Origin of the sequence: Frankia sp. CeD (assembly GCF_000732115.1) — a bacterium.
GTDB classification, from domain to species: Bacteria; Actinomycetota; Actinomycetes; order Frankiales; family Frankiaceae; genus Frankia; species Frankia casuarinae.
The window spans coordinates 114,171-138,703 of the sequence record NZ_JPGU01000009.1 but is presented as its reverse complement, the minus strand read 5'-3'; the positions used below and the strand labels follow the sequence as shown (position 1 = coordinate 138,703).

The following is a 24,533-nucleotide window of genomic DNA, read 5'->3' as shown; positions in this document are numbered from 1 at the left end:
CCGCCGGACTCACCCGGTCCCAGGCCACTCCAACCGCGACCAGAAACCGCCACCACCGCAGCAACGCCAGCGCATAGCTGCGCACCGAGTTCGCCGACCGGCCCTGCGCGACGAAGTCCCGTAGGAAGACCTCGACCGGCTCGACCGGCTCACCGAGGCCGTCGACCAGCCTCCACGGCACCACGCCGTCGGACGCGACCACGCTTCCCCACAGCGGAAGCCGGATCGCCTCGATCACCCGATGATCGCTGTCCTCAAACACCCAGCACCCTCCAAGATCAGAGAGATGCAGACTGTTCCGACCTGTCCGACCCTGCCCTACGACACGCCGTTCGACCTCAGGAAAGTCCGGTCAACAGTTCCGTAACGATGATCTTGTCGTAGGGGGCGTGGTCCGCGTCGCCGATGGCGCCGTCGCCGGTGACCACCCGCACTCGGTCGTAGCTGGTCTCGGCCAGGGCGCGGCGGGCGTGGTCAGTTCGAGCTGACCGAGCATCATCGCCACCACGGTCGGCACGGAGATGCAACTGGCGGGCCGGNCTGCGCCGGGCTTGATGGTGATCGCCTTGTTGGCGTACGCCTCCTCGACCGAGGCCGCGGGAACGAACCGGTGCCGGGGAACGGCCCGAAACGCCTGCTCGATGCGCTCGGAGCGCAGGTGACCAGCGGTGCGGATGTTGCTGATCATCTGCTCGCGCAGGTCCTCGGGGCGGGNGCTGGNGGCGTTGGTCATCCGGTTCCTTCGTGTGTGTACTTGCGGATACGGGCGAGTGCGTTGGTCCGGCCGTGGGCGGGACGGTGAGCAGGCAGGCGTCCCATCCGGTGCCCGGCGGCAGATCGGTGAGCGCGATTCCGGCGTCGCCTTCCAGCATCCCCCTCACCTCCGATAGTTTTCGGGCCGCCTGGGCGCGGCGGTGACGCCAGCGGTGTTCCAACCGGGACAGGACCTCGGCGAATTCGCCGCCGGGTTCGGTGTCGGCGAGTATCCGGCGGGAGACGTGCACCAGCCCGGCCCAGCCGTGGCACAGCGAGTCGTCGCCGAGTTGGGCGAGTTGAGCCTCGTCGGTGAGACACGCGACGAGCGTGGCCTTGGCGTCGGCCACCCTGTTCGGGGTGTCCAGTGCCTGGGCGGTCAGGTGGCGGGCGCGGGCCAGGCCGGGGGCGCCGTAGCACCAGGACGGGCGTTGCGGACCCGGCTGGTCGGCGGCGGCGTTGACCCATTCGAGTCCGGTCAGCCCGTTGATCAGGTCGAACTCCCACAGCGCGGGCAGTTCGCCGCGGTCGATCCGCTCGTGCGCTGCCTCCAGGCGGGTGCAAGTGATCGCGGCGATGTGCTCGTCGAGGGTGTGCAGTGCGCCGGTGTAGACGGGCTGGCCGGCGGTGCGCAGCACGAATGCGACCGCCGGGGCGCCCCGGTACAGGCCGGCGCCCGTGTCCGCGGCCACGGGTTCGGCGGTCATGGCCTTGACCCATTGGTGGGCGGTGGCCCAGTCTCCGATCCCGGCGCGGGCATAGGCGATGTGCAGCAGCGCCAGCCCGGCGGCCCCGTCTGCCAGGGATTGACCCCCGCCGGGTGCGGGATGGTGCTCGGGCGGTGGCGTGTACGGGTCGGTGTAGGTCACCGGGCACCACTGCTACGGCGGGCTCGCCAGGTGAGCGCGGCTTGCCGGGCCAGGCGGCGGCAGGNGCGTTCGCTGTCCCGGTTGATGCCGACGGCCCGGTTGTGGTGCATGTGCAGCAGCGACTCCGGCACCACGTCGGTGTTCGCCTCCGGTGGCAGCGCCTTGTGGTAGCTGGCCAGCGCGTCGGCGCGGTTGTCCCACGCCGGCCCGATGTCGATGGTCCAGCCGGACAGCGACCACAGCCCGGCCGGGTCGGTGGCGAGCTGGGTCGCTCGCTCGGCCACCGCCCGGTCGAGGGCCGCAGCGGCAGCCGGGGCCGGCCGGGCGGCCAGCCAGTCCATCGCCTCGTTGGGATCGCCGAAGAACCCGCTGACGATGCCTACCATGTTCGCCACCACCAGCCCGAGGTCGACCTCGGTGGTGGGCTGGTGCCGCAGCAGGGCGGCCATGGTGGCGGAGTCGGCGGCGAAGACGTTCTCCGCGGCGTCCAGTGCCTCGCCATGCCCGTAGCGGCCGACTTCCGGGGAGTAGGTGTCGATCACCAGCCGCCCGGCCAGTCCTGCTTGGCGCATCCGCTGCGCCCACTCCCCGACCGCGTTCGAGTACTGCGCATAACAGTCGGGGGTAGTGCGCAGCCGCAGGCGCAGGTGGTCTGTCTCCTGTCGGCTGCGGTATCGCAGCCACCAGCACGCGGGTGTGTCGAGCGTGGCCAGCAGGCCGGGAAGCGCCTCGGCGACGATCTCGCCGATCCGTTCGGGATGGGTGAACAGCTTCGCCGAGAGCCAGGTGGCGTCCGGGGCGCCGGGCAGGTGCCCGTGTGTGTTCGTCACGACGGGTAGGAGGCCGTGCAGCGGGCCGGGTGCAGCGGGGCAGATGGTGACCGGGGGCAGCGCGATTTCGTGGGCGTGGCCGTCGATCCACCCGTAGTCGGCCGCCGGGGTGGCCGCGTACAGGATCGCCTGGCCGTGCCGTTTGAGGTGGGCGTGCAGGAGGGTGGCGTGGGCGGGCTCGTTGAGGGTGAGGCGCAGCGTGCGGTCCGCGTCGCGGAGCTCGACCACGTCAGGGCAGTCCCAGCGCAGTCCCAGCGGCGCCGCCACCGGTCGAGTACCTGCCTCCACTGGCCGGGACCGGCCTGGCCGGGTGGGAGGTCGTCGGGGGGCAAGCCGCCCCTGGGCCGGGGACAGGACGGTGCGCCGGTAGCGCACCCGTGGCAGGAACGGCAGCCGGACGCGCGGTCCCCAATCGAACTGGTACCAGGCGGCGGAGAACGCCCTGGCAGGTGTGCCAGGAACCGGGCCAGCGGCGGGGGCTGTTTGTCCCGTGCGAGCGCGTGGAACACCTGCGGCTCAACCACTTGACGACGCGAGATGCTGACCAGGTGCAGCCGGTCGCGGGTCGCGGTGATGGCCAGGTCGTCCATCGTGAGCAGGCTGTCGTCGCCGGGCTGGCGGTGTTCGCCCAGCGGGAGCACGTGGTCGAGGTAGGCCGGGACGCGGCAGACGTTCTCCGCGTGCGGGTACAGCGGCCCGAAGGACATCTGCACCCGCAGCGCCCCGGCGGTGGCGGCGGGCAGTGCCCGGTACGCCCGCGCCAGGCCGGACCCGGTGGCCGTCGGGGTGAACCGGCTGGTGAGGGTGCCGGCGGAGCGGGCGGGCGCGACGGTGAGCAGGAAGTCGCCCCGATCCAGTGCTTGGGTGGTGGCGGCGTGGATGCGGGCGGACAACTCTACGTGTGGCGGGATGTACCGGTCGTCAAACGTTTCGCCGGTCAGCTCGCCGATCACGTCGTCGGTCAGGATGATCTCGCGGGTGCCGTCGGCCATCGCCTGCCAGGTCAGCACCAGCAGCCGCTCGTCGCGCTCGGAGATCCCCGGTGGCGGCGTGGGCAGCACGCTCCCGCGATACCCCACCGGATACCCACGCAGTCGCACCTGAACGGCTCCCGCTCCGGGCCTGCACCGCGCCGTGCCGTCACCAAACCGGGTCAGCTAGTAAAACCTTTGGCTTCCTATTGAAATCTAGGCCGAAAATAGGATGTCATACTAAAATCTTCGATGACACCCGACAGCGGGGACGGGCTGTCGTACCTCGTGTCGTGTATCAGGCGTCGTGTACCAGACCGGGTAGCGCCATCGGGTAGGTCGTCGAGACGTTCCGCCCAGTTCCTTCGTGTACCCACAGTGACCGAGGGCGAGTGACTCCATAAGAGCTTACGAAGCAGAACGTCATTATCTCGCCCGTTTTGGCGGTGTACTGACCGGTTGATGGCGCCAATGCGGCTCTCGATAAGCTCGGGTCACGGCCAGGCGATAACACGGTGCGTATCGATCGGGCGGGTACGTCGCCCACCGGGATATGCCGCTGCTGGCCTACCCGGGAGCGGATGGTAATGTCCGCCTTGTCCTAGTCCGCTGTTCTGGCAAGCAGCGGGTCCAACTGACCAAGGCACATCGCGGTTCTCGGTGCTGGCGCGCTCCGGGAAGGTAGGCGATCGTGCTGGGGGGTGGCGCGGTCTGAGCATGACAGGTGGAGCAAACCGTGACATGCCCTGCCGGGGACACGCCCTCGGTTGATTTTGTATCCGCTGCGCCCGTGGTCGAGCTGGACCGGCCATACAGCCAGCAGCGCTGGTCGCTGATGCTCCCGCACCGTGATCGGCTCATCCACATAGCCCGTAGGCGGTTGCCGAGCAAGGCCGACGCGGAGGACTGCGTACACGAGGCATTCATCCGCGCCGCCGGATTTCGGGATCTCGACGCGAGCCGGGTCGGGCAGTTTCTGACGACGACGGTGCTACGTCTCTGCGTTGATCACCATAGAGCTCGTCAGCGTGCGGAGCGGGCGGTCGTGCGCGGCTATCTGCAGCCGTGGGAGCCGGCCCCGGACGACGCCGTCTGTGACCGTGCGGAAGCCCGCTGGCTGCTGGCCCGGGCCGGGGGACTGCAGGGCCGGGAGCGTGAGGTGATCATGGCTCGGGCGGCCGGGAAGAGTACCCGGGAGGCGGCCGCGGATCTGGAGATCAGTCTCAAGGCGGCCGAGGGAGCGTTCACCCGCGGACGTGCCCGTCTTATTTCCTTCTCTCGGAACTGATGCTCCGCAGCCGCAGGCCCCGCGGGGTCGGGTGGAAACCGGCGCGCTCCAGGGCGGCACCCAGGGTGCTGCCGACGATCGTCTGGCCGTCCGCCTTCTCCACCGTGAGCCTGCCGAGCAGGCCGTCCCGCACGGCGCGGGCCAACGCCTCCACCGCCGGGGCCATCCGATGGTCGTCCTCGGTCCATGACAGCAGGGAACGGCCCCCGCGTTCCACGTAGAGGATGAGTTCCCCGTCGATGATGACGACCATCGCGCCCGCCTTGCGCCCCGGCCGGTGGCCGGCGGCGCCGTCCGCGTCATCCCCCGGTCGGGTCGGCCAGGGCAGCGCGGCACCGAACGGGTTGGCCGGATCGGCCGCGGCCAGGACGACGGCCTGCGCGGACGATGAGCTCGGTGGGCCGGCCGCCGGCTGCGCCCAGGCCGGGGCCGCCTCGGCGTCCCGCTGTGCCGCGGCGATGGAGCGCAGCCGATCGACCGCTCCCGGGACGGCGAACTGGGCCGCGCCCAGGGACTCGACGAAGTAGCCCCGGCGGGCGCGGCCGGCGTCCTCGAAGGCGCTGAGGACCCGGTAGACCCCGGCGAACCCGCCCGGGTGCCGCTCGCCGGTCACCGCGCCGCGGGTGACGATGCCGTGGCGCTCGAGCAGCGCCTCGGCCAGCGCGTGGGCGCGCCGGGTCGGGTCGGTGTCCCGCTCGGGCAGCAGCGACCAGCGGCCGGCGGCCGTCGGGGGGCCGGCCCGCCGCGGCATCGCCGGCCGTCCGTACCGTGCCGCCCGGGGACGGGGGGCACGGTACGGACGGCCGGCGGAACCCAGCAGGGCACGCAGCGGGGCGAGGGTGTCGTTGGTTACCCGCCCCGCCCAGACGAGATCCCAGAGCGCGGTAGCGAGCGCCGTGTCGTCGAGCGAGCCCATCCGGTCGGACAGCGCCCGGAAGAACAGGGCCGCCCCGCCGGTGAGCGCGTCGAGAATCGCGGTGTGCAGCGGACCCGAGGCGATCTCCGGGTCGGGCGGAGGCAGCAGCAGGGGCGCGGTGTCGGCGAGGACCAGGGTCAACCAGCCGTCGTCCCCGGGCAGCCCGCCGGCGCCAGCCCAGTGCACCTCGCCGGCGGAGCACAGCTCGTCGAGCATCGTCGGTGAGTAGTCGGCGACGCGGGCCGGGAGGACGAGCTGTTCCCATGCGCTCGCCGGGATCAGCGCGCCCTGCAGCTGCTCGACGGCGCGCAGCACACCGTCCACCCCCCGGCCACGTCCGCTGGTGACCGACTGCCAGGCCGGCAGGAAGGCACCGAGGGTCCGGGGCGGCACCGCCTCGACCTCCTTGCGCAGGGCGGCAAGGCTGCGTCGTCGCAGCGCCCGCAGCACGCCCGCGTCGCACCACTGCTCACCGCCGCGGTCGGGATGCAGCTCACCGCGGACGAGGCGGCCGCTGCGGACCAGCCCGTCCAGGACACCGGCGACCACCGCCGTGCCCAGCCCCAGCCGGGCGGCCGGTTCCTCGGTGTCGAACGGTCCGTGGGTACGGGCATAGCGGGAGATCAGGTCGCCGAGAGGGTCACGCACCGGTTCGGTGANGGCGTCGGGAACTCCCACCGGCAGCGGTACGCCCAGGGCGTCGCGCAGCCGGCCGGCGTCCTCGATCGCGACCCACCGCTCCTCGCCGGCGATACGGACCCGCAGGGCCCGGCGGGTCTGTTCGAGCTCGGCGAGCCAGCCCGGGGNGGCACCCCGGGCGACCGCCTCCTCGGTCGTGAGGTCACCGAGCATTCGCAGCAGGTCGGCCACTCCCTCGACATCGCGGGCGTGGCGGTCCGGGGCGAGCCGCGTGAGCTGGGCGGCGACCTGCGCGAGCGCCGCTGGATCGATCAGCTCCCGCAGGTCCGCCTCGCCGAGGAGCTCGGCCAGCAGGGAGCTGTCCAGCGACAGCACCTGCGCCCGGCGTTCGGCCAACGGTACGTCCCCGTCGTACATGAAGGCGGCGACGTAGCCGAACAGCAGGGCGGAGGCGAACGGAGACGGGGACGGCGTCTCCACCTCCACCACCCGCAGCGTGCGGGCCGACACCTCGCGCATCAGCTCCGCGAGCGCCGGAACGTCGAACACGTCCTGCAGGCACTCTCGCATGGTCTCCAGCACGACGGGGAAGCTGGCGAACGTCGCGGCGACGGACAGCAGCGCTGCGCTGCGCTGGCGCTGCTGCCACAGCGGGGTCCGCCGCCCCGGGGTCCGGCGGGGCAGCAGCAGGGCCCGCCCGGCGCACTCGCGGAACCGGCTGGCGAACAGGGCGCTGCTCCCGATCTCCGCCCGTACGATCGCGTCGATCTCGTCCGGCTCGAACAGCGCGAGATCGGCGCCGGGCGGCTCGGCGGCATCCGGGATCCGGGCGACGATGCCGTCGTCGGTGTGCATGATCTGGACGTCGACCCCGTACCGCTCGCGCAGCCGGGCGCCCAGGGCGAGCGCCCAGGGCGCGTTCACCGGAGCACCGAACGGGGAGTGCACCGCCAGGCGCCAGTCGCCGATCTCGTCCCGGAAACGCTCCACGACGATCGTCCGATCGTCGTGGAGACGGCCGACGGCAGCCTTCTGCTCGTCGAGGTAGCGCAGCAGGTTGGCGGTGGCCCGATCGTCGAGGCCGGCGGCCCGGACGCGGTCGGCCGCCGCCTGCGCCGGCAACCTGGTGATCTCGCGCAGGAACGCGCCGAGCGCGCGGCCGAGTTCGGCGGGTCGGCCTGGGGCGTCGCCATGCCAGAAGGGGAGCCGGCCGGGCCGTCCCGGAGCCGGCGTCACCAGGACCCGGTCGGCGGTGATCTCCTCGATGCGCCAGCTGGATGAGCCGAGGAGCACCACGTCGCCGACCCGCGACTCGTAGACCATCTCCTCGTCGAGTTCCCCGACCCGGCTGGAGCGCTCCCCGACGAGGAAGACGCCGAACATGCCCCGGTCGGGAATGGTGCCTCCGCTGGTCACGGCGAGCCGCTGGGCGCCCGGGCGGGCGGTGAGGATCCCGGTGACGCGGTCCCAGGTGATGCGGGGGCGCAGCTCGGCGAACGTGTCGGAGGGGTAGCGGCCGGCGAGCATGTCCAGGACCGCCTCGAAGGCGGAGGTCGGCAGCGTCGCGAACGTCGCGGTGCGCCGGACCAGCGCGCCGAGCTCGTCAACGTGCCAGTCCTCCATCGCCGTCATTGCCACGATCTGCTGCGCCAGCACGTCGAGGGGGTTGCGCGGGTACCGCAGCCGCTCGATCGCCCCCGAGCGCATCCGCTCGGCGACCACGGCACATTCGAGCAGGTCGCTGCGATGCTTCGGGATGATGACGCCGCGACTGGCGGCGCCGACCTGGTGGCCCGCGCGGCCGGTGCGCTGCATCCCGGCGGCGACGCTCGGCGGGGACCCGATCTGCACGACCAGGTCGACGGCTCCCATGTCGATGCCGAGTTCCAGGCTGGAGGTCGCGACGACCGCGGGCAGCCGGCCAGCCTTGAGATCCTCCTCGATTCCGGCCCGTTGCTCGCGGCTCACGCTGCCGTGGTGGGCCCGCGCGATCTCCGGCCAGCCCGCCGTGCCGCCGCCTTGGCCCGAGGCGCCCATCAGCGCCGCGGGGGACGTCCGGCCGGCTTCCCCCGGCCCGTCCCCGGCCACGGATTCGTCCGCGGCGGTGGCCGCGGCGAGCCGCTCGGCGTACAGCTCGTTCAGCCGGGCGCAGAGTCGCTCCGCGAGCCGGCGCGAGTTGGCGAAGACGATGCTGGCGGAATGAGCCAACACGAGGTCGAGGACACGCTGCTCGACCGCCGGCCAGATCGACGCTCGGTGCGGGGCGGAGGCCGCCGAGCCGTCCGGGGACCCGTCGAGGAGCTGTCCGCCGAGCTGGGTCATGTCCTCGACCGGCACCACGACGTCGATCTGGAGGGTCTTGGCCGCGGGCGGGCGGACTACCGCCACCGGGGCCGTTCCGCCCAGGAATCGGGCGGCCTCCTCGACCGGCCGCACCGTGGCGGACAGGCCGATCCGCTGGGCCGGGGTGTCCAGCAGGGCGTCCAGACGCTCCAGGCTCAGCGCGAGGTGGGCGCCGCGCTTGGTGCCCGCCACCGCGTGGACCTCGTCGACGATCACTGTCCGGACGCCGCGCAGCGACTCCCGCGCGGCACTGGTGAGGATGAGGAAGAGCGACTCCGGGGTGGTGATCAGGACGTCGGGGGGCCGGGTGCCGAAACCGCGTCGTTCGGCGGCGGGGGTGTCGCCCGACCGCAGACCCACGGTCACGTCCGGCTGGGGCAGACCGAGCCGTTGCGCGGCGGAGCGTATCCCCGCGAGCGGTGCCCGCAGGTTCCGTTCGACGTCGACGGCCAGCGCCTTGAGTGGGCTGACGTACAGCACCCGGCAGCGCCGGGTGGGCTCGGCCGGCGGCGCCGAGCGGGCCAGGGTGTCCAGCGACCACAGGAAGGCGGCCAGTGTCTTCCCCGAACCCGTGGGTGCGACGACCAGCGCGTTGCCGCCGGTGCGAATCGCCTCCCACGCGCCCCGCTGGGCGGGGGTCGCGGCGGTGAAGGCNGCGCCGAACCAGCTCCGGGTCGGGGCGGAGAACGCCGTGAGCGGATCCGGCGGATCGGGGGAAGCGAAGCTGGGCACGTTGACCAGTCTGCGTCGAGGGACCGACAACCTTCCGCCGGTGTGGTTCATGACGGGCCCGCCGTGGGGCCCGGCCTCGACCCGGTCGTGCTTCCCGCGGTCGTGCTTCCCGTGGCCGCGGTTCCGCCGGTGGGGACCCCCGGTGGGGATCCCCGACCAGGACCCCCTTGGGTGGTCCCGTCCCGTCCGGACGGTGCACACTGGCGAAGTGCGGTTGACCGAGTTCTGGGCGAAGATGAACACACGGTTCGGTTCCGCGTACGCGGAGTCGTTTGCGCGTGATCATGTGCTGCCCGGTCTCGGTGGCGCGACGGTCGAGGTGGCCCTGGCCCGTGGTGACGATGCCAAGACCGTCTGGCGGGCCGTGTGCGAGGAGTTCGATGTGCCGGCGCGGGAGCGCTGAGCCACCGTCCGGCGTGTCGTCGGGTCGTCGAACGCATGTTCGTCTAGAGTCGTCCTCGTGCGGCTACTTGTCCACAGATCATCCTCGACTCTCGAAACTGTCGGACCCACGGCCTAACGTCATCCTCGTGGCCAAGACTCGACGACCTCAGCATGGAGTAACTCCAATGGCAGGACTCGACCGTGAGAAGGCGTTGGATAACGCCTTGGCGCAGATCGACAAGCAGTTCGGCAAGGGATCGGTCATGCGGTTGGGGGACGACACCAGGCCGCCGGTCCAGGCCATCCCCACCGGTTCGATTGCTCTGGATGTCGCGCTCGGCATCGGCGGGCTGCCGCGGGGGNGCATCATTGAGATCTACGGCCCGGAGTCGTCCGGGAAGACGACCGTCGCCCTGCACGCGGTGGCGAACGCGCAGGCGGCTGGTGGTATCGCGGCGTTCATCGACGCCGAGCACGCGCTCGACCCCGAGTACGCGGGAAAGCTCGGCGTCGACACCGACGGTCTGCTGGTCTCCCAGCCTGATACCGGCGAGCAGGCGTTGGAGATCGCGGACATGCTCGTCCGGTCTGGCGCGCTGGACATCATCGTCATCGACTCGGTGGCCGCGCTGGTCCCGAGGGCCGAGATCGAGGGCGAGATGGGGGACAGTCACGTCGGCCTCCAGGCCCGCCTGATGTCCCAGGCCCTGCGCAAGATGACCGCGGCGCTGGCGAACTCCGGTACGACCGCGATCTTCATCAACCAGTTGCGCGAGAAGATCGGGGTGATGTTCGGCTCCCCGGAGACCACGACCGGTGGTAAGGCACTGAAGTTCTATGCGTCGGTGCGCCTCGATGTCCGTCGTATCGAAACTCTCAAGGACGGCACGGAGGCCGTGGGTAACCGGACCCGCGTCAAGGTGGTGAAGAACAAGGTGGCGCCGCCGTTTCGGACCGCCGAATTCGACATCGTCTACGGAGGCGGTATCAGTCGGGAGGGTTCCCTGATCGACATGGGTGTCGAGCACGGCATTATTCGTAAGTCCGGTGCCTGGTACACCTACGACGGCGATCAGCTCGGCCAGGGCAAGGAGAACGCCCGGTCTTTTCTGCGGGACAACCCCGATCTGGCCAACGAGATCGAAAAGAAGATCAAGGAGAAGCTCGGCATCCTGCCCAGTCTCGAATCCGATGCCGTGGCGCCCGTTCCGGTCGATCTGTAGCCGATGGCAGGAGCAGATCCGGGGAATGCCGCGGCCGGTCCGTCATTCGCCCGGACGGTGGTCGTGGTGGACGGGGGGCCGCGGCCGAAGGATCCGATCTCGGTCGCGCGGGAGATCTGTCTGCATCAGCTGGCGACCAGAGCGAGGAGCCGAGCGGAGCTTGCGGCGACCATGCGGCGACGGGGGGTCACCGATGAGATCGCCGCTGTGGTCCTCGACCGGTTGGCCGCCGTCGGTCTAATCGACGACGAGGCCTTCGCTGCCGCCTTCGTCTCCTCCGCTCGGGCCCGTCGTGGGCTGGGTAGGCAGGCCCTGGCCACAGAGCTGCGTAAGCGGGGAGTGGATCCGGACACCGTCGAGGCCGCCATGGCGCTGGTCGGAGCGGACGACGAGGAGGAGAGCGCCCGCGAGCTCGTCCTTCGTCGGCTGCGGTCGATGGNCCGCCTGCCCGAGCAGGTTCGTACCCGAAGGCTCCTCGCCATGCTGACCCGAAAGGGCTATCCGGTCGAACTGGCGGTCCGGGTCGTGAGCGAGCAGGTCGCTCAGGGGCCCGACGGCGGAGGTCGGATGGGCTGGGTGGTCGATGGCGACGAAGACGACGGCTCGGTGTGAGTGGTGGGGAGATTGAGCCTGGGCCGTCAATGTGCCCTTATTTCTTGACCAGGGATTGTGCGAGACCTAGTCTTTCTTGAAAGGTGACAGGACTCCCGCGGCGACGCGGTCTTGATAGCTCGTCCAACTCACACGGAGGCAGCCGCTGCGCGTGGGTGCTCGAAGGCGGTATGCCCGCCGGCCGGTCGACGTTGGATTGGCCGGTTCGGGAGGCCGTCCGGGCTCCATATCGCAATGGCGTAATCCGCGTGCTGCCCCTCTACGGCTGTGATCGTGCCGAGACGAGGGTCCTTCGCCGCTCCAGCCCGCCTGTGCGGGTCCGACGGAAGCGGAGGGAGCAGCGATGGAGGGCGTCCTCGTCGTCCTGTTGTCACTCGTACTTGTTGTCCTGAGCGTTCTGATCCTCGCCGTGGCGCGGTTGGTCCGGGCGACCCGGGTCGACAAGGTACCCGACCCCGCTCCGGTGGTGCCCCGAACCCCGGCCGCCCGGGGCGTCGGGGACGTGACGGGTCCGGCGGACTTTGACGAGGAGCCGACGGTCCGGGTCCTGCCCGCCCCCTGGGAGGGTTCCGGTGCTCCGGCCACGACGGACGCCGACTCACCCGCCGATCGGGACGGCACCGCCGCGCGGACCGGGGATTCGGCGGTGACCGCCGGTCGCTCCGACGGCGGCCTCCGCGCGGCTCATGGTGGTAGCGCGGAGGAGGCGGCGCAGATTGTGGCCCGAGCCGAACGGGAGGCGGCGGAACGGTTGGCGCGGGCTGAGCGGGATGCCGCCGAGATCCGGCGGCGCGGCGAGGAGGATGTCGCCCTACTGCGCGAGCGGATGCTCGCCGAGGCGGCGGTCGAAACCTCGCGAGTCCAGGCCGCGGCGAGAGAGTCCGTCCGCGCCGAGCAGGAGGCCGCCCGGACCGAGATCGCCGCGACTCGGGCGGCGTTCGACGGTGAGCAGCAGGCCTGGCGGACGGAACTGCAGAGCCGGGAGGTTGCGATAGCCGCCCGGGAACAGCGCGTCGAGGACCGGATGGCCAGCCTCGACGATCATGGTCGCCGGCTGGCGGACCGCGACCGCGACCTGCTCGACCGGGAGAACGACCTGACCCGTCGGACGGCCGAGGTGGCCGACCTCGAACGTGCCCGTCATGCCGCGCTGGAGCAGGTGGCCGGGCTCACCGCCGGGCAGGCCAGGGGAGAGCTGATCGCCGTCATCGAGCAGGAGGCCCGGCGGGAGGCGGCGCTGACGGTCCGCGAGATCGAGGCCCGGGCCGAGGAGGAGGGTGAGGAACGCGCCCGCAGGATCGTGACCACCGCCATCCAACGGGTCGCGTCCGACCAGACCACCGAGTCCGTCGTGACGGTCCTGCATCTTCCCGGCGATGAGATGAAGGGCAGGATCATCGGGCGGGAGGGGCGCAACATTCGGGCTTTCGAGTCCGTCACCGGGGTCAACGTGCTCATCGACGACACGCCCGAGGCGGTGCTGCTGAGCTGCTTCGATCCGGTGCGTCGCGAGGTCGGTCGCATCACGCTGGCGGCTCTGGTGTCCGACGGCCGGATCCATCCGCACCGCATCGAGGAGGAGTACGCCCGCGCCCAGCTCGAGGTGGCCGAGCGGTGCGTGCGGGCGGGCGAGGACGCCCTGCTTGAGACCGGCATCTCCGAGATGCACCCCGAGCTGGTTAACCTGCTGGGCCAGTTGCGTTACCGAACCAGCTACGGCCAGAACGTGCTCGCGCACCTGATCGAAAGCGCCCACCTCGCCGGAATCATGGCCGCCGAGCTGCGCATGCCGCTTCCACTCGCGAAACGAGCGGCTCTGCTGCACGACCTCGGCAAGGCGCTCACCCACGAGATCGAGGGCTCTCACGCGTTGATCGGGGCGGATGTGGCCCGTCGCTACGGTGAGGACGAGCAGGTCGTGCACGCGATCGAGGCCCATCACAACGAGGTCGCNCCCCGCTCGATCTGCGCGGTGCTGACCCAGGCCGCCGACCAGATCTCCGGTGGCCGGCCTGGCGCCCGCCGCGACAGCCTGGAGTCGTATGTGAAACGGCTCGAGCGCATCGAGCAGATCGCCGGTGACCGTCCGGGTGTCGACAAGGTGTTCGCCATGCAGGCCGGCCGGGAGGTGCGTGTCATGGTCGTGCCCGAGGAGATCGACGATCTCGCCGCCCATCTGCTCGCCCGGGACGTCGCCAGGCAGATCGAGGAGGAGCTCACCTATCCGGGTCAGATCCGGGTGACCGTCGTGCGCGAGACCCGTGCGGTGGGCACCGCCCGCTGAGCCGGAACGCNGCCGCCGAGGCGGCGGTCCTGGCTGCGGTCCAGCCATCGGGCCAGCAGCGACAGCAACCCGTTGGTGACGATGTACATCACCGCCATGACGGTGTAAATGGGCAGGGCGTACCTGCTGCCCAGATACTCGACCGCCCCGCGCCCCGACCGCAGCAGCTCGCTGTAGGCGATGACGTAGCCCAGCGAGGTGTCCTTGAGCAACGTCACCAGCTGGCTCACCAGCGTCGGGCTCATCCGCCGGATCGCCTGGGGAAACTGGATGAGGCGGAAGATCTGGACCGGCCGCAGCCCGACCGCCGCCGCGGCCTCCGTCTGCCCCCGGTCGACCGACTGGATCCCGGCGCGGAAGATCTCGCTGAGCACCGCCCCGTTGTAGGCGGTCAGCCCGATGACCAGGGCCCAGAACGCCGAGAGCCGCCAGCCGAGCGCCGGCAGACCGAGGTAGGCGAACAGGATGAGCATCAGGACGGGCAGGCTGCGGAACAGCTCCACCAGCAGCGTGGCCGGGATGCGTACCGCCCGGCGCCGGGACAGCCGGGCCAGGGCAAGCAGGGTCCCCACCGCCGAGGCGAACAGCATCGCGGTCAGCGCGGCGCGCAGCGTGTCGAGCAGCCCGTTCCACAGCAGGGTGCGTAGCGCCGGCTGATCGACGAAGACACTCCAGCGCTTGCCGTCGAGCTGGCCAGAGTCGGCGAGGCGGAGCACCGCCAGCGTGACCAGCCCGACGAGGACAGCGGCGGCCACCACGCTCGCGATCAGGATGCGACGCCGACCACGCGGACCCGGTGGATCGGCCAGGATGATCTCGGTGCTCATTGCGCCCTCGCCACCCGTCGTTCGGCCAGGGACAGCCCGGCTGCCAGCACCACGGTGAGGATCAAGTATGCCACCACGCCGCCGAGCAGCACGGCGATCACCGCGTCCGGATTGGCGGTCGTGAGCCGTTGGACCATGCCGGTCAGCTCTTGGACGCCGAACGCCGCGGCGATCGAGGTGTTGCGGATCAGTGCGCTCACCACGCTGCCCAGCGGTTGCAGCACGTTGCGGAACGCCTGCGGAAGAATGATCATTCGTAGTGTCTGGGAGAAGGTCAGGCCCAGCGCACGAGCCGCTTCGGCCTGACCGAGGTCGACCCCATTGATCCCGGAACGCACCGCCTCGCAGACCAGCGCGGCGTGATAGATCGAGAGCGCGACCACCGCGAACGTGAAATACGAGAAGACGATGTCCAGCTGTGGCAGGACGAACACCACGAAGAAGAACACGACGGTCAGCGGGGTGTTGCGGACCGTCTGCACGTAGGCGGTGCCGGTCCAGCGCAGCGGGGGCACGGGGGAGACCCGCATCGCCGCGAGGACGGTACCGAGGATCAGCGCAGCCACGGACGCGAACAGGCTTAGCCCGACCGTCCGGCGGAAGCCCTCGGCGAAGATGTCGAGGTTGTCGATGACGGCGTCGATCGCTGTCCTCCCTCATGCGGTGGCGGGTGGACGACCGGTCGGCGCGGGTGAGGCCGACCGGTCGTGCCCCGAGCGATGATCGGCGGATGCCGTTCAGCCGGTGCCGGTCACCTGATATCGATCACCTGCTACCGGTCAACGGCCGCCGCTCAACGGCCCTCGACCCGCGGAGCGGATCAGGACGTGTACCGGTCGACGGCCGGGGGAGTGGGCACGGTCGGCTCCACCTTGCCGAGGGTCGAGGTGTACGCCTTCTCCCAGCGCCCGTCCTTGTAAGCGGCCTCGAGCGTGTCGTTGATGAAGTTCCGGAACGCGTCGTCACCCTTCTTGAGGCCGATGCCGTAGGGCTCCTTCGTGAAGGTGCCACCCACCACCTTGAAGGCGTCAGGGTCCTTGTCGACGAGACCCAGCAGGATGCCCTTGTCCGTGGTGACCGCGTCGACCTGACCGTTCTTCAACGCGTCGGCGCACTTGCTGTACACATCGAACAGCACGAGCTGGGCGGTGGGCGCCACCCGGCGGATGTTCTCGGCCGGCGTGGATCCGCTGACCGAGCACACCTTCTTGCCGGCAAGGGTGTCCTTGCCGGTGATGTCGGTGTTGTTCTTCGAGACCATGATGGACTGGCCGGAGACGTAGTACGGCCCCGCGAAGTCGACGACCTTCTTTCGTTTGTCGTTGATTGTGTAGGTGGCCACCACGAGGTCGACCCGGCCCTGCTGGATGAAGGGTTCACGGTTGGCCGACACTGTCTCCACGTAGGAGACCTTGTCGCGCGGGATGCCCAGGGCATCCGTGACGATCTTCGAGATCTCGACGTCGAAGCCCTCGGGCTGGCCGCTGAGGTTCTTCAGCCCGAACAGGTTCTGGTCGAACTTCGTCCCGATGATGATCTTTCCGGCGTCGTGCAGCCGGGCCATGGTGGTGCCGGCGGTGAAGGTCACCGAGGGGGNGGGNGTCGAGGNGTCATCGCCGCTGCTCCCACAGGCACTCAGTCCGAGGGCGGCGAGCAGCGTCGCGCCGGCGAGGAGCGCGCCGCCGCGCCTGCGGCGGCGTTCGCGTGACATCCCGCCGGAGCTCCCGTTGGGATGCCCGGCGGCGGGGCGTCGCGTCCGGCTGAACGGTGTACGCATGACCGATCCTCTCGCAGTGCTCCGGACCGCGGGTCCGGAGCAGGTGATCTGGCGTCGGGTGGTGTGTGTCCCCCTGAGGAACTGCGTCCCTCTGGTGGTGCGTGCCTGCTGGTGGTGCGTGCCTGGTGGTGTGCCTCCGGGTGCCGGCGGCGCGGTGGGCGGTGGGCGTGACCGGGTCGGGTCGGTGGAGGTTCAGTGCTGCAGGACCCGGGCCAGGAAGTCCCGGGCGCGCTCGGTCCGCGGCGCGGCGAAGAAACTCTCCGGCGGGGCGATCTCGAGGATGCGACCGTCCGCCATGAAGGCCACCCGGTCCGCGGCGGAGCGCGCGAATCCCATTTCGTGGGTGACGACGATCATGGTCATGCCGCTGGTGGCCAGCGACCTCATCACGTCCAGCACCTCGGAGATCATCTCTGGGTCGAGCGCCGAGGTCGGTTCGTCGAAGAGCATGAGCACGGGATCCATCGCCAGCGCCCTGGCGATGGCGGCGCGCTGCTGCTGGCCGCCGGAGAGCTGGCGGGGCAACCGGTCCGCCTTGTCGGCGATCCCCACGCGTTCCAGTAGTTCCTGGGCCCGGGCGCGGGCCTGCAAGCGGTTGTGCCCCAGGACCTTGACCGGTCCCAGGGTGACGTTCTCGAGCACCGTCTTGTGCGCGAAGAGGTTGAACGATTGGAACACCATTCCAACCCGTGATCGCATCCGGGCGAGCTCACGGCTCTCCGTGGGCAGGGGACGGCCCTCGAAGAGGATCCGGCCCTCGTCGATCGTTTCCAACCGGTTGACGCAGCGGCACAGGGTCGACTTCCCCGNCCCCGAGGGCCCGATGATGATGACGNCCTCGCCCGCCTCGACGGACAGGTCGACGTCGGCCAGGACCCGGTTGTCGCCGAACGACTTCCCGACGCCTTCCAGAGTCACCAAAGGCATGTCGACCTCCCGACACAATGGCGGTGTGGTGTTGGGCCGAGCGTCCCGGCGGCCTCATGATGGAACGGCCAGGCGCGCGGATCAGTCGTGGAGCCGACAGCTGGAGCGGTCGTCTCGCGCGGATTTCGGCGCACTGACGGGAACATTCGAGAATAGTATCCCTGCAGCTATGCAAATATATCGAGCGGGGTGTTGCCTGATATCTCGGGCGGTGTCCAGGCCGGGGTGGGGCGCCTCAGCTCCCGACGGGGAGGGTCCCGGCCCCGCAGGAGAGGCGGCCCGCGACGCGATCCCGTCCCCGCCGGACCCAGCCCAGACCCCAACCCAGCCCAGACCCCAACCCAGCCCAGACCCCAGACTCGACCCCGGACCCGGCTACGGCCCGGTGCACGCGCCGTAGGCTGGTCGGGTGAACGGCCGCAGCTACGAGGTCCGCACGTTCGGGTGCCAGATGAACGTCCACGACTCCGAACGGCTCTGTGGGCTGCTGGAATCCGCCGGCTACTCCCCGGTCGATCCCGGCGGCGAGGCGGATGTGGTCGTGTTCAACACCTGCGCGGTGCGGGAGAACGCCGACAACCGCCTGTACGGCAACCTCGGCCAGCTAGTCCCGGTGAAGAAGGGCCATCCGGGCATGCAGATCGCGGTCGGGGGCTGCCTCGCCCAGAAGGACCGGGCCGCGATCCTCGACCGGGCGCCCTGGGTTGACGTGGTCTTCGGCACGCACAACCTGCACCGACTGCCCGTGCTGCTGGAGCGCGCGCGGCACAACGCGGCGGCCCAGGTCGAGATCGCCGAGGCCCTGGAGGTCTTCCCGAGCTCCCTGCCGACCCGGCGGGCCAGCCATCACTCGGCCTGGGTCAGCATCAGCGTGGGATGTGACAACACCTGCACCTTCTGCATCGTCCCCAGCCTGCGTGGCCGCGAGCGTGACCGCCGGCCGGGCGACGTGCTCGCCGAGGTCGAGGCCCTGGTCGCGGAGGGCGCCCTGGAGATCACACTGCTGGGACAGAACGTCAACTCCTACGGGCGCTCGCTGGGCGATCCCGGTGCCTTCGCGAAGCTGCTGGCCGCCTGCGGTCGCGTCGACGGTCTCGAACGTGTCCGATTCACCTCACCGCATCCGCGCGACTTCACCGACGACGTCATCGAGGCCATGGCGACCACCTCGAACGTGTGCCACCAGCTGCACATGCCGTTGCAGTCCGGGTCGGACACCGTGCTGCGCCGCATGCGCCGCTCGTACCGTCGGGACCGTTTCCTCGGCATTGTCGAGCGGGTGCGGGCGGCCATGCCCGACGCGGCCATCACCACCGACATCATCGTCGGCTTCCCTGGCGAGACCGAGGCGGACTTCGCCGATACCCTCGACGTGGTGCGGGCGGCCCGGTTCTCCGGCGCCTTCACCTTCCAGTACTCGCCTCGCCCGGGCACCCCGGCAGCGACCATGGACGCCCAGGTGGACCGGGCGACCGTGGCCGACCGGTATACCCGGCTGGTGGCCCTGCAGGACGAGATCTCCTGGGCGGAGAACCGGGCCCTGGTCGGCCGGCGGGTCGAGGTGCTGGTCTCGGAGGGGGAGGGGCGCAAGGACGGCGCCACCGGCCGGATGTCCGGCCGGGCTCGGGACGGACGGCTCGTGCACTTCCGCGCGGACGAGGCCGCGAGCTCGTCCACCGGCTCGGGCCCGAGGGCGGGCGGCGCCGCGCCCGCGGTCGCGGTGGCGGTCGCGCCTACGGTGCGCCCGGGCGACGTCGTCGAGACGGTGGTGACGCGGGCAGCACCCCATCACCTCACCGCCGACGGCCCCCTGCGGTCCCACCGGGCGACCCGTGCGGGGGACGCGTGGGCGCTCGGGCGTGACGGTGACGGTGGCGGTGCGGCAGCCGCGCAGCAGCCGGCAGACGGACGGCCGATCGTCACCCTGGGCATCCCGTCCCTGCGGCCGTCCTCGCCCGATCCCGTCGGCCCGGCGTCGGCCGACGCGGCGTCGGCCGGCGCGGACGCCTGCTGTACTCCGGTACGTCGATGACCCTCGTCGCCGCCGCGGTCTGTCCTCATCCTCCGTTGCTGGTTCCCGAGGTCGGCCGTGGTGAGCCGGTCGAGGCGCGGGCCGTCGCGGTGGACGCGGTGCGCCTGCTGTGTGCCGCCGAGCCGGACACGATCGTGGTGGTGGGTGACGCGGCGACCGAGGTGTCCTACGGCCCCGCCGCGTCCGGGTCGCTGGCCGGCTTCGGGGTGGATCTCCGGGTGGATCTTGGCCCGACCGCGCCGGCCCCCGAGCCGTCGTCCGTCCTGTCGTCGCCCGCTCTACCGTTGTCGATCACGATCGGCGCCTGGCTGCTGGGCGTCGTCGGTTGGCCCGGCGCCCGCACCGCCGTCGGGGTGCCCGCGGAGATCTCCCCGGACGGGGCCGTCGCACTCGGATCGCGGCTGGTCGCGGGCTCCGCTCCGCAGGAGCGCCTCGCCCTGCTCGTGATGGGCGACGGCTCGGCCTGTCGCACGCTGAAGGCTCCCGGCGGGTTGGACCCACGGGCCGCGGCGTTCGACGCGACCGCCGCCGCGGCGCTGGCCGCAGGGGATCCGGCCGGCCTGCTCGCCTTGGACCCGGGGTTGGCCCGGGAGCTGCTCGCCGCGGGCCGGGCGTCCTGGCAGGTCCTGGCCGGCGCCCTGCTCGCCGCGACCCGGGACGGCCCGGGCCCGGCGTCCCCGGGCCCGGGGTCCCTGGGCCCGGGGTCATGGAACAGTGACCTCCGGTATGACGACGCGCCGTATGGTGTCGGCTATCTGGTTGCCCTCTGGACACGGGATGTTGCCGAGCGAGGATGAACGGGCAGGAGGAACCGCGCCGGGGACCGGTGGTGGCGGTCGTGGGGCCGACCGCCGGCGGCAAGAGTGACCTCGGCATCGAGATCGCGCTCGCCCTCGGCGGCGAGGTGGTGAACGCGGACTCGATGCAGCTCTACCGTGGGATGGACATCGGTACCGCCAAGGTTCCCGAGGCGGAGCGTCGCGGGGTGCCCCACCATCTGCTCGACGTGTGGGACGTGACGCATCCCGCGGACGTCGCGAGCTTCCAGGCGGACGCCCGCCGGATAATCGACGGCCTGCTCGCCGCCGGGCGCATTCCGGTGCTGGTCGGCGGTTCCGGGCTCTACGTCCGCGCGGTTCTTGACAATCTTGCCTTCCCGGGGACCGATCCGGGCGTCCGGGCGCGGTGGGAGGAGGAACTGGCCCGCGTCGGCGCCCCGGCGCTGCACGACCGGCTGGCCGCGCGGGCGCCGCAGGCCGCCGCGGCGATCCTGCCCAGCAACGGCCGGCGGATCGTGCGTGCCCTGGAGGTCGTCGAGCTCACCGGAACCTTCACGGCCACCCTGCCGGAGCACCGCTCGGTCTATGAGGTCGTGCAGATCGGCGTGGATCGCCCCGATCTCGACCAACGGATTGCGGACCGGGTGGAGAAAATGTGGGGTGCTGGTTTTCCTGACGAAGTGCGAAGGTTGGTGGAATGCGGCCTGCGGGAAGGCCGAACCGCGTCTCGCGCACTGGGATATGCCCAGGTTCTGGCCTGGTTCGACGGCGCAATGGACTCCGCCGAACAGGCCAAGCTCGCCACAATTACGGCGACGCGGCGCTTTGCCCGTCGACAAAGATCCTGGTTCCGGCGGGATAACCGGATAGCCTGGTTGGACCAACCAGATGTCACCCAGGTGCGACGGCTGGTGGGTTCGCTCTGACGGGTGATCGGCCGACCGGGTCGGGGTCGATCGGGCCGCCGCCAATGCGCGGCGTCGCCGGTGACCGGTGCGCGGCGGCCGGTCCCGCACGGCGTCTGGAGAGATCGATGTGACCGCGCCCACCTCTGATGCTGGTACCCCACCCGACGATGCTGGTACCCCACCCGACCTGACTCTCGTCCCCGCGCTCTATGCCGCCTTCGACGATGGTTCTCTGCGGCTGCACTTCCAACCGGAGGTCGACCTGCGCAACGGGTCGGTGCCGGGGATGGAGGCCCATCCGCGGTGGCTGCACCCGGAACGCGGGGTGCTGGGTCCGGCGGATTTCATGCCGATCGCCGCGGCCGCGGGCCTCGTCCATCAGGTGGACCAGTGGGTGCTGCGGATGGCCGTGACCGAGGCGCGCACCTGGCATCGGATGGCGGTCGGGACGCCGATCCGCCCGCCCCGGTTGTGGGTGAACATCGATGGCCGCCAGCTTGCCAGCCTCGCCTTCGCGGCCGAGGTCGACCGGCTCGTCTCGGGCCGGGTGCTGCCGGCCGGGGCGATCGGCCTTGAGTTCAGCGAGCAGACCCTCGGACTCGCCGCGCCGATGGTGCCCCGGTTGCTGACCCGGCTGCGTGCCCTCGGGGTGGCGATCGCCGTCGGGTCCTTCGGCACGTGGCTGGGCTCGTTGGCCGTGCTCGACCAGCTGCCGTTGAACCTCGTCAAGATCGACGGTCTGTTCCTGCGGGCGACGATGAAGGACCTCGAGGGTGAGGCCGTGCTCGCGGCCATCGTCCGGCTTGCCCACCAACGCGGCCTGCCCGTCGTCGCCGACGATGTCGACACCGCGCGCCTGGCGTCCCGGGTGGTGGATCTCGACTGCGATCGCGCCATCGGACCGGTGTTCTGTCCGCCGGTGCCGGTGGAGGACGCTCGGATGATCGCTCTCGGGCGAGGCCGGCCCGACCGCTGGTACAAGCCGTCGCATTCCGACGACCGGATGCGGGAGTGGGCGCGGGCCGCAGCCGGCTGACGCCGCCGCGGGAGCCCGGTCGTCAGGTGCCGAGCGGCATCCCCCGTACGATCGGCGACGTGCGGGACGAGCTGGAACTGCGATTCGTCAAGGGCCACGGGACGGGCAACGACTTCGTCCTGCTGCCGGATCCCGACGGGGACCTCGACCTCACCGCGGACCTGGTGCGCGCGCTGTGCGACCGACGGACCGGCATCGGGGGCGACGGGGTGCTGCGGGTGGTGCTCTGCGCCGCGGTTCCCGAGGCGGCCGGTCTGGCCGGCCGGGCGCGCTGGTTCATGGACTACCGCAATGCTGACGGTTCGGTTGCCGAGATGTGCGGTAACGGCGCCCGGGTGTTCGCCCGCTACCTCGTCGACGCCGGATACGCCCAGCCCGGACGGTTCCACGTCGCGACCCGCGCCGGGTTGCGGCTCGTCGAGGCCGCGGNGGACGGNGACGTCACGGTCGACATGGGACCGCCGCGGATCATCGACGGACCCGGGGCCCCGGTCACCGTCGCCGATCGTGACTTCACCGCGACCGCGGTCTCGATGGGTAATCCGCACGCGGTCTGCTTCGCCGGCGACCTGGACGTCGCCGGGCTGCGTCGGCTCGACCTGACCCGACCACCGTCCTTCTCCCCGGTTGACTTCCCGGACGGGGTGAATGTGGAGATCGTCGTCGACCGGCCGGCTGGGGTGGCGATGCGGGTGTTCGAACGTGGGGTCGGGGAGACCGCGTCCTGCGGCACCGGTGCCTGCGCGGTCGCGGTGGCCTGGGCGGCCCGGCGAGGTGCCCGGCCGGCGGGTGCGCCGGTCGAGGTCGAGGTGGATGTGCCCGGCGGCGGCCTGGTCGTGATCTGGCAGCCGGAGACCGTGCTGTTGCGAGGGCCCGCCGAGCTGGTCTTCGACGGCGTGCTGCGCCGTGCGGAGGCCCACGACCCGGTCGGGTGAGGTGTCCGTTTCCTGCAAGACCCGGCCCGCCTGCCTGCCCTACGGTGCCCTCATGCCACCATCGTTCACCCTGACCGGTGTGATCGTCGCTGATATGGCCCGGTCCCTGGCGTTCTACCGCCGGCTCGGCCTCGACCTGCCCGCCGGGGCCGACGCCCAGCCGCACGTCGAGGTGCAGCTGCCCGGCGGTCCGCGCCTCGCGTTCGACAGCGAGGCGACCATCCGATCCTTTGATCCGCGCTGGTCGGCGGGTACCGGCTCGCCGCGGGTCGGGCTGGCCTTCGCCTGCGACACGCCGGACGAGGTCGACGAGGTCTACGCCGACCTCGTCGGCGCCGGTCACGCCGGCCACCTTCCGCCCTGGGACGCCTTCTGGGGCCAGCGGTACGCGGTCGTGCTCGATCCAGACGGCAACCACGTCGACCTCTACGCCCCACTGCCCGTAGCGGCCGCGACATCCGCGACATCCGACACCGAGACGTCCAGCTCGTCCTGAACGTTGACATTTCGGATGAGGTGAGTCGGCGGAACTCCGGCGAGCGCGCGTACCTCCCGGGCGAGGTGCGCCTGGTCGGCGTAGCCGGCCTCGGCCGCCACGACCGCGAACGGGATGCCGGCCCGCGCCGCGTGCAGGGCGTCCTGCATCCGGAGGATCCTGGCGAGCGTCTTCGGGCCATATCCGAAGACACGCCGGCAGCGACGCAGCAGCTGGCGTTCGCTCAGCCCGACTGTGCGCGCGAGGTCGTCCACAGGCGCCCGGGCGCGGGCACCCGCCAGAACGGCGGGAACCAACCGGTCCACGAGCGCCGGGNGAACGGGCCGGGCGGCGATCGACGACTCGAATGCGACCAGGGGATCAGCGGCCATGGCGAGCCGCTCGGCGAGTCGCTGCGCCGGTCCGTCGCCCCACAGGTCGGCGAGCGGGACGCGTTGGTCGCGCAGTTCGTCCGCGGCCACTCCGAGGTGGGATGGTCCAGAGCCCGAGTCGAAGCGGAGCCCGACGTGCCGCACGCCTGGTGCCCAGCGCACCAGCTTCGCCGCCGTGTCCGGCCCCGCGACGATCAGATTGGCGTCGGAACTCCAGATGATGTCCATGCATCCGTCCGGCAACACTCGCCGACTGCCCACCACACCTGTGCGCTCGGTGCGCTCGGTGCGGTCCGAGGGTCCGGTGCGGTCCGGATGCCGGTCCGCCGTCGTCCGCGTGGTGTCCGGGGGGTGTCCAGGGGGAGTCGGGCGGCCCGAGCTGTCCCAGATCGTCGCGGCGAGGCGGTGGGCCCGTCTTTCGTGGTACTCGTGGTACACGTCGCAGAGGCTACGTCGGCGGGGCGGCAAAACGGTTCGCGATCGACGTGGTGACGTGGGACCCTGGTTGGCGACGGGATTCGCCGGGAAACGAGGGGGAGGCGCGCCACGAGTGCGGCAGGGTCTTCCGGTCCGGCGGATCCTCCTCGGGCCACCGGGTCGT

General features: G+C 71.1%; 18 protein-coding genes and 4 pseudogenes. 11 read left to right on the top strand and 11 right to left on the bottom strand.

Going from position 1 to position 24,533, the window contains the following annotated elements; all coding sequences use genetic code 11:
* From CED_RS08450 to CED_RS22360, 5 genes and pseudogenes are all read right to left on the bottom strand, one after another.
* Nucleotides 1–262: pseudogene (locus tag CED_RS08450) on the bottom strand (site-specific integrase); the annotation flags it as partial.
* Nucleotides 263–338: 76 nt separating this feature from the next.
* A pseudogene (locus tag CED_RS26105) lies at nt 339–688 on the bottom strand (protein-L-isoaspartate O-methyltransferase).
* Nucleotides 689–851: 163 nt separating this feature from the next.
* Nucleotides 852–1,622: pseudogene (locus CED_RS26100) on the bottom strand (lanthionine synthetase LanC family protein); the annotation flags it as partial.
* Entirely contained in the window at nt 1,619–2,452 is an 834-nt protein-coding gene (locus CED_RS21450) for a thiopeptide-type bacteriocin biosynthesis protein (RefSeq protein WP_160172377.1), read from the bottom strand. The pseudogene CED_RS26100 and the gene CED_RS21450, both read right to left, overlap by 4 nt.
* A gap of 216 nt (nt 2,453–2,668) precedes the next feature.
* Nucleotides 2,669–3,513: pseudogene (locus CED_RS22360) on the bottom strand (lantibiotic dehydratase); the annotation flags it as partial.
* Between the two features lie 646 nt (nt 3,514–4,159).
* Between CED_RS22360 and CED_RS08435 the strand changes: the two are divergent.
* Nucleotides 4,160–4,711, top strand: a complete 552-nt coding sequence (locus CED_RS08435) for an RNA polymerase sigma factor (RefSeq protein WP_011437906.1) — start codon at nt 4,160–4,162, stop codon at nt 4,709–4,711.
* Here CED_RS08435 and CED_RS08430 read toward each other — a convergent pair.
* Nucleotides 4,689–9,392: an ATP-dependent helicase gene (locus CED_RS08430; RefSeq protein WP_084680741.1), complete on the bottom strand. Its 4,704-nt coding sequence runs from the start codon at nt 9,390–9,392 to the stop codon at nt 4,689–4,691. The genes CED_RS08435 and CED_RS08430 overlap by 23 nt on opposite strands.
* Before the next feature lie 157 nt (nt 9,393–9,549).
* Between CED_RS08430 and CED_RS08425 the strand changes: the two genes are divergently transcribed.
* The 4 genes from CED_RS08425 to rny all read left to right on the top strand — a co-directional run bounded on the left by CED_RS08425 (nt 9,550) and on the right by rny (nt 13,844).
* Nucleotides 9,550–9,744, top strand: a complete 195-nt coding sequence (locus tag CED_RS08425; protein ID WP_011437904.1) for a DUF3046 domain-containing protein — start codon at nt 9,550–9,552, stop codon at nt 9,742–9,744.
* A 166-nt stretch (nt 9,745–9,910) separates the two neighbouring features.
* The gene (gene recA / locus CED_RS08420) at nt 9,911–10,948 is read left to right on the top strand and encodes a recombinase RecA (protein ID WP_035909669.1); all 1,038 of its coding nucleotides are present in this window, start codon (nt 9,911–9,913) and stop codon (nt 10,946–10,948) included.
* 3 nt (nt 10,949–10,951) lie between these two features.
* Complete coding sequence (gene recX, locus CED_RS08415; RefSeq protein WP_035909667.1) at nt 10,952–11,560, top strand: recombination regulator RecX; 609 nt, start codon at nt 10,952–10,954, stop codon at nt 11,558–11,560.
* A 343-nt stretch (nt 11,561–11,903) separates the two neighbouring features.
* On the top strand, nt 11,904–13,844 hold the full coding sequence (rny, locus tag CED_RS08410; RefSeq protein ID WP_011437901.1) for a ribonuclease Y: 1,941 nt from the start codon (nt 11,904–11,906) through the stop codon (nt 13,842–13,844).
* Here rny and CED_RS08405 read toward each other — a convergent pair.
* The 4 genes from CED_RS08405 to CED_RS08390 form a co-directional block, all read right to left on the bottom strand.
* Complete coding sequence (locus tag CED_RS08405) at nt 13,790–14,671, bottom strand: amino acid ABC transporter permease (protein WP_035909666.1); 882 nt, start codon at nt 14,669–14,671, stop codon at nt 13,790–13,792. The genes rny and CED_RS08405 overlap by 55 nt on opposite strands.
* A complete protein-coding gene (locus CED_RS08400) occupies nt 14,668–15,315 on the bottom strand; it encodes an amino acid ABC transporter permease (RefSeq protein ID WP_049760978.1) in 648 nt (215 codons plus the stop codon). Before CED_RS08400 ends, CED_RS08405 begins: the two co-directional genes overlap by 4 nt.
* A 176-nt stretch (nt 15,316–15,491) precedes the next feature.
* Entirely contained in the window at nt 15,492–16,448 is a 957-nt protein-coding gene (locus CED_RS08395) for a glutamate ABC transporter substrate-binding protein (RefSeq protein WP_035731556.1), read from the bottom strand.
* 192 nt (nt 16,449–16,640) lie between these two features.
* Nucleotides 16,641–17,375: an amino acid ABC transporter ATP-binding protein gene (locus CED_RS08390; protein WP_035731554.1), complete on the bottom strand. Its 735-nt coding sequence runs from the start codon at nt 17,373–17,375 to the stop codon at nt 16,641–16,643.
* A gap of 409 nt (nt 17,376–17,784) precedes the next feature.
* Between CED_RS08390 and miaB the strand changes: the two genes are divergently transcribed.
* From miaB to CED_RS08360, 6 genes are all read left to right on the top strand, one after another.
* Nucleotides 17,785–19,407 carry a tRNA (N6-isopentenyl adenosine(37)-C2)-methylthiotransferase MiaB gene (gene miaB / locus CED_RS08385; RefSeq protein WP_011437896.1) on the top strand — a complete coding sequence of 541 codons (1,623 nt, stop codon included), beginning with the start codon at nt 17,785–17,787 and terminating at the stop codon, nt 19,405–19,407.
* A complete protein-coding gene (locus tag CED_RS08380) occupies nt 19,404–20,204 on the top strand; it encodes a class III extradiol dioxygenase subunit B-like domain-containing protein (protein ID WP_011437895.1) in 801 nt (266 codons plus the stop codon). Before miaB ends, CED_RS08380 begins: the two co-directional genes overlap by 4 nt.
* Complete coding sequence (miaA, locus tag CED_RS08375; RefSeq protein WP_023840375.1) at nt 20,201–21,112, top strand: tRNA (adenosine(37)-N6)-dimethylallyltransferase MiaA; 912 nt, start codon at nt 20,201–20,203, stop codon at nt 21,110–21,112. The genes CED_RS08380 and miaA overlap by 4 nt, the downstream gene beginning before the upstream one ends.
* A 109-nt stretch (nt 21,113–21,221) precedes the next feature.
* The gene (locus CED_RS08370) at nt 21,222–22,130 is read left to right on the top strand and encodes an EAL domain-containing protein (protein WP_011437893.1); all 909 of its coding nucleotides are present in this window, start codon (nt 21,222–21,224) and stop codon (nt 22,128–22,130) included.
* Nucleotides 22,131–22,189: 59 nt separating this feature from the next.
* Nucleotides 22,190–23,065 (top strand): diaminopimelate epimerase, encoded by an 876-nt coding sequence (gene dapF / locus CED_RS08365; protein WP_035731621.1) that lies wholly within the window; start codon nt 22,190–22,192, stop codon nt 23,063–23,065.
* Nucleotides 23,066–23,117: 52 nt separating this feature from the next.
* Nucleotides 23,118–23,561, top strand: a complete 444-nt coding sequence (locus CED_RS08360) for a VOC family protein (RefSeq protein ID WP_049761117.1) — start codon at nt 23,118–23,120, stop codon at nt 23,559–23,561.
* On the opposite strand, the gene CED_RS08355 is transcribed toward CED_RS08360, so the two are convergent.
* Complete coding sequence (locus tag CED_RS08355; RefSeq protein ID WP_235186967.1) at nt 23,492–24,160, bottom strand: helix-turn-helix domain-containing protein; 669 nt, start codon at nt 24,158–24,160, stop codon at nt 23,492–23,494. The two genes, CED_RS08360 and CED_RS08355, sit on opposite strands and share 70 nt — an antisense overlap.
* Nucleotides 24,161–24,533 lie beyond the last annotated feature (373 nt).

Coding starts and splice junctions, on each gene's coding strand:
- CED_RS08380 (WP_011437895.1), top strand. CDS start 19,404: ATGACCCTCGTCGCCGCCGCGGTCTGTCCTCATCCTCCGTTGCTGGTT.
- miaA (WP_023840375.1), top strand. CDS start 20,201: ATGAACGGGCAGGAGGAACCGCGCCGGGGACCGGTGGTGGCGGTCGTG.
- CED_RS08360 (WP_049761117.1), top strand. CDS start 23,118: ATGCCACCATCGTTCACCCTGACCGGTGTGATCGTCGCTGATATGGCC.